Below are 3,306 nucleotides of genomic sequence, written 5' to 3' on the forward strand. Positions count from 1 at the left end.
GAATTCGGCAACAAAGCCGAGCTAAGGGGCTCGCCCTCAGGAAACGACCGTTTTGGAGGGGATTTGTAATGGACTACAAAATAATGAGGTATGGATATCGTCTCACCGTAATTTTACTGAGTTTCTTCTTATCATCAACAGCTTACTCGGGTGAAACTTACATAACTGTAAATGATGCTAAAAATATAGAGCTTAGTGAGAGAATCACTAAAGTTTTTGTAAGTGATCCCGATATTGTGGACTACAACGTTATTAATGAAAACTCCATCGTAATATTCTCAAAAGCTGTCGGTCAGGCAAGGTTGATGATTTATGGCGAATCAGAAAAATTGCTCTATTCCGAACGCATCATAGCTGACATAGACCTGAGTCAAGTGCGTCGCCAAGTCGCGCTATTGTTCCCCGATACTAGTGTGAAAATTGAGTCCGTAGGTAACCAAGTTGCAGTGAGTGGTATCGTAAACTCTGAAAGAGAAAGAGACGATATTTATCGACTTGTTGCAACTTTACTCGGTCGAGAAAAACTAGAGAAATGGGATAAAGTCCAGAAGCTAAAGTTCCAGAACGACAATATTTCTATTGAAGAACCAGAGAGTATGATCTTTGAGAGGAACATGACGTGGGATGGGATAATAGAACGACTTGAAGTGGCGACCGTGCAACAAGTCAATGTAAAAATATCCGTAGCCCAAGTGACTGAGCGTTTCGCTGAGACGGTAGGTGTCGATTGGTCTTCGTTTGGTGCCAACGTTGGCCAGTTCTTGTTCCAGCAATTTGAAGCTGCAGACTTAACAACTCTCATTACTGCGCTTGGCAATGAAAACGTCGCACAAGTACTTGCTGAGCCCAATCTAACTGTTATCTCAGGCGAATCAGCAAGTTTCCTCGTAGGTGGGGAAGTCCCGGTGATTGTCTCTACCAATAACAACGTAAATATCACCTTTAAAGAGTTTGGTATCAAACTCGACCTTACTGCAAAAGTGCTAACTGAAGAAAAGATACGAATGCAGCTTTTTCCAGAAGTAAGTGAAATTGAGCGTTATATCAGAGCTGCGGGTATTGAGGTGCCTCAATTAGCGACACGCAGAGCTATGACCACCATAGAGCTAGGTGATGGTGATAGCTTTGTGCTCGGTGGTCTTATGAGTAGTGCAGACTTTGAAGAGATTCAAAAAACTCCCCTCATTGGCGATATACCAGTACTTGGTGCGGCGTTTAGAAAGTCTTCCACAGACAGACGTCGAACAGAACTGATCATTGTCGCAACGGTGAACTTAGTTAAGCCAATGAAAAGAAAAGACATCCAACTTCCGTACATCACCAAAACCAATACTTTACGCCGTTGGTTGAATATCTCTGAGCCTGAAGAAACGAATGAAGGGTCAAGCCCTACGATTGAGCTCTTATCCAAAGGAGGGTTTATCCAATGAATATTTCAATAAATACCTCAATTTGGTTACTGCCTTTGTTGCTACTTCTGGGATGCAGTGAACGTTACTACAACGGAAAAGGGGCGGAGTATCTTGTTTATCCAGAGACCCATGTGTACGAGTTTACGGCTAGAGATAAGGTTGAAGCAACGAAAAAACTGGCTCAAATCTTTGACACGATCGACGACATTGATACTGGTCCAACTTATGTCATTGAATACAAAAATAATACTGCAAAGTCGATCTTGAAGGATTCGATGAAAGACCTCAAATATCTACCTTATCGAGCGGACGCGTTTTCAATGACCAAGAACGGTGCTCTCAGCTCAGATATCAAGGTGATAGTGACATTTCATAATTTAGCTAAAGCCAATTGCAAACCGATTGAAATCGAAACTCAGAATAGCAGCAGGAATTGTTTTTCAGAAGCGGCAAGAGTTCAGCAGGTGGCTCATAAAGAACGTCTGGTGGAGGGAATCTAATGTTCGATATCACTAAAAAACTTCCGGAGTCAAACAAACCGCAAGTTGGAACGTCGAGTTCCAATATTACTTGCTCGTTAGTTTATCAAACGGATGAATGTCGAAATTTGGTGGAAGAGCTGTTTGAGTTTGAAGGGTGGGATTGCCCCACTGGTATACAACAACATAAAGCAGACAGCGAGTTCTATTCGAAACAAGAGAGTAACTTAATTCTCTTGGAGCTAAATGAATCATCGAATGTTGTCTCGGATGCGCAAGCAGTAGCGGCTAAACTTCCAACCCATAAAGGCGTGATCGTTATAGGTAAAGAAGATGCCATCTCGACGCTGAGAAGCTTGAAAGAAATGGGCTTCTACTATCTTTTTTGGCCTATTAACAAGTATGAGTTCGCTGAGTTTGTAATGCATGTTAACAATGATTTGAAAGCTCAAAAAGGGGTGAGTAAAGAAAGGAGAGCGAAGCGAGTAGCGGTTGTAGGTAGCAAGGGTGGAGTAGGTACGTCGTTTATTGCTACGGAGCTTGGGAACAAACTGGCTGGCGAAGGCGTAGACACTATATTAGTTGACCATCAGTACAATGGAAGTGGAACCGATGTCTTATTAGGTCTTACAGAGTTTTCTGCGAGACAGGTCGATGAGCTATCTGTTCCTCTCCACGAGCTTGATTTGGAAGGAGCGTTAAGCTACCTAACTTCGGTATCTCCTGAGCTTCGGTTGTTGTCGCTTCAAGGAAGTGCAGACCAAAAGGACTTGTTGAATTACAACCAAACACTTTGTGAACTTTTAGTTCATAACACTAACTTCATTGTAGAGGATTATTCGGGCAGCGTTGATTTCCCACTCGATTGCGACATGTTAGTAAGAAATTACGATGTTATCGCCATTGTCATTGAGCCAACAGTTACCGCAGTTAGAAAAGCTAAAGCACTTATTTCAGATATTGATACCTCGCGAGACCTAACCAAGAAACGGACTCGAATCGTTACTGTGGTAAATCATCACCGACCTAATAATAACTTCCCAATCGCACATGATGATGTCACAAAATTTCTGGGCGCAAGCGTCGATTTGGACGTCGAATACTGTAAACAACTTGCTCATCTTCAAATCGATGGCAAGCGTGTGTACAAGCATGATCGTTCTGTGAATCGATCCATTGACCAGCTGGCGCGTTTAGTTAACGGCCAACCAATTAACACTAATAGGGGCATTTTACAAAGGTTGGGATGGAGATGAGTTCAAACAAGGAAGTCTACGTAGCGTTTCGGTCGCAAATCTTTGAAGCATTGGACCCTGAAGCAATACAAACGCTAAGTCAAAAAGAGGTTGAGAATCAAATTCGCAATGCTGTGGATGTGCTTGCGAACAACTTCGAACGTAACTATTCACCCGCGA

3 protein-coding genes and 1 pseudogene are annotated in these 3,306 nt (G+C 42.6%); all 4 read left to right on the forward strand.

The features are described 5' to 3' along the window. Window positions 1-68 precede the first annotated feature (68 nt). On the forward strand, window positions 69-1,430 hold the full coding sequence (locus HW45_RS23900) for a pilus assembly protein N-terminal domain-containing protein (RefSeq protein WP_200874597.1): 1,362 nt from the start codon (window positions 69-71) through the stop codon (window positions 1,428-1,430). Next, window positions 1,427-1,912 carry a hypothetical protein gene (locus HW45_RS23905; RefSeq protein ID WP_038230344.1) on the forward strand — a complete coding sequence of 162 codons (486 nt, stop codon included), beginning with the start codon at window positions 1,427-1,429 and terminating at the stop codon, window positions 1,910-1,912. The genes HW45_RS23900 and HW45_RS23905 overlap by 4 nt, the downstream gene beginning before the upstream one ends. Next, window positions 1,912-3,147: an AAA family ATPase gene (locus tag HW45_RS23910; protein WP_006070714.1), complete on the forward strand. Its 1,236-nt coding sequence runs from the start codon at window positions 1,912-1,914 to the stop codon at window positions 3,145-3,147. Before HW45_RS23905 ends, HW45_RS23910 begins: the two co-directional genes overlap by 1 nt. After that, window positions 3,144-3,306, forward strand: a pseudogene (locus HW45_RS30070) (CpaF family protein); the annotation flags it as partial. The gene HW45_RS23910 and the pseudogene HW45_RS30070, both read left to right, overlap by 4 nt.

The sequence above is a fragment of the Vibrio sp. ER1A genome (assembly GCF_000733315.1).
Classification (GTDB): domain Bacteria; phylum Pseudomonadota; class Gammaproteobacteria; order Enterobacterales; family Vibrionaceae; genus Vibrio; species Vibrio mediterranei.

What these genes read in the sequence shown, in the direction of transcription:
- HW45_RS23900 (WP_200874597.1), top strand. Translation starts at nt 69, where the DNA reads ATGGACTACAAAATAATGAGGTATGGATATCGTCTCACCGTAATTTTA.
- HW45_RS23905 (WP_038230344.1), top strand. Translation starts at nt 1,427, where the DNA reads ATGAATATTTCAATAAATACCTCAATTTGGTTACTGCCTTTGTTGCTA.
- HW45_RS23910 (WP_006070714.1), top strand. Translation starts at nt 1,912, where the DNA reads ATGTTCGATATCACTAAAAAACTTCCGGAGTCAAACAAACCGCAAGTT.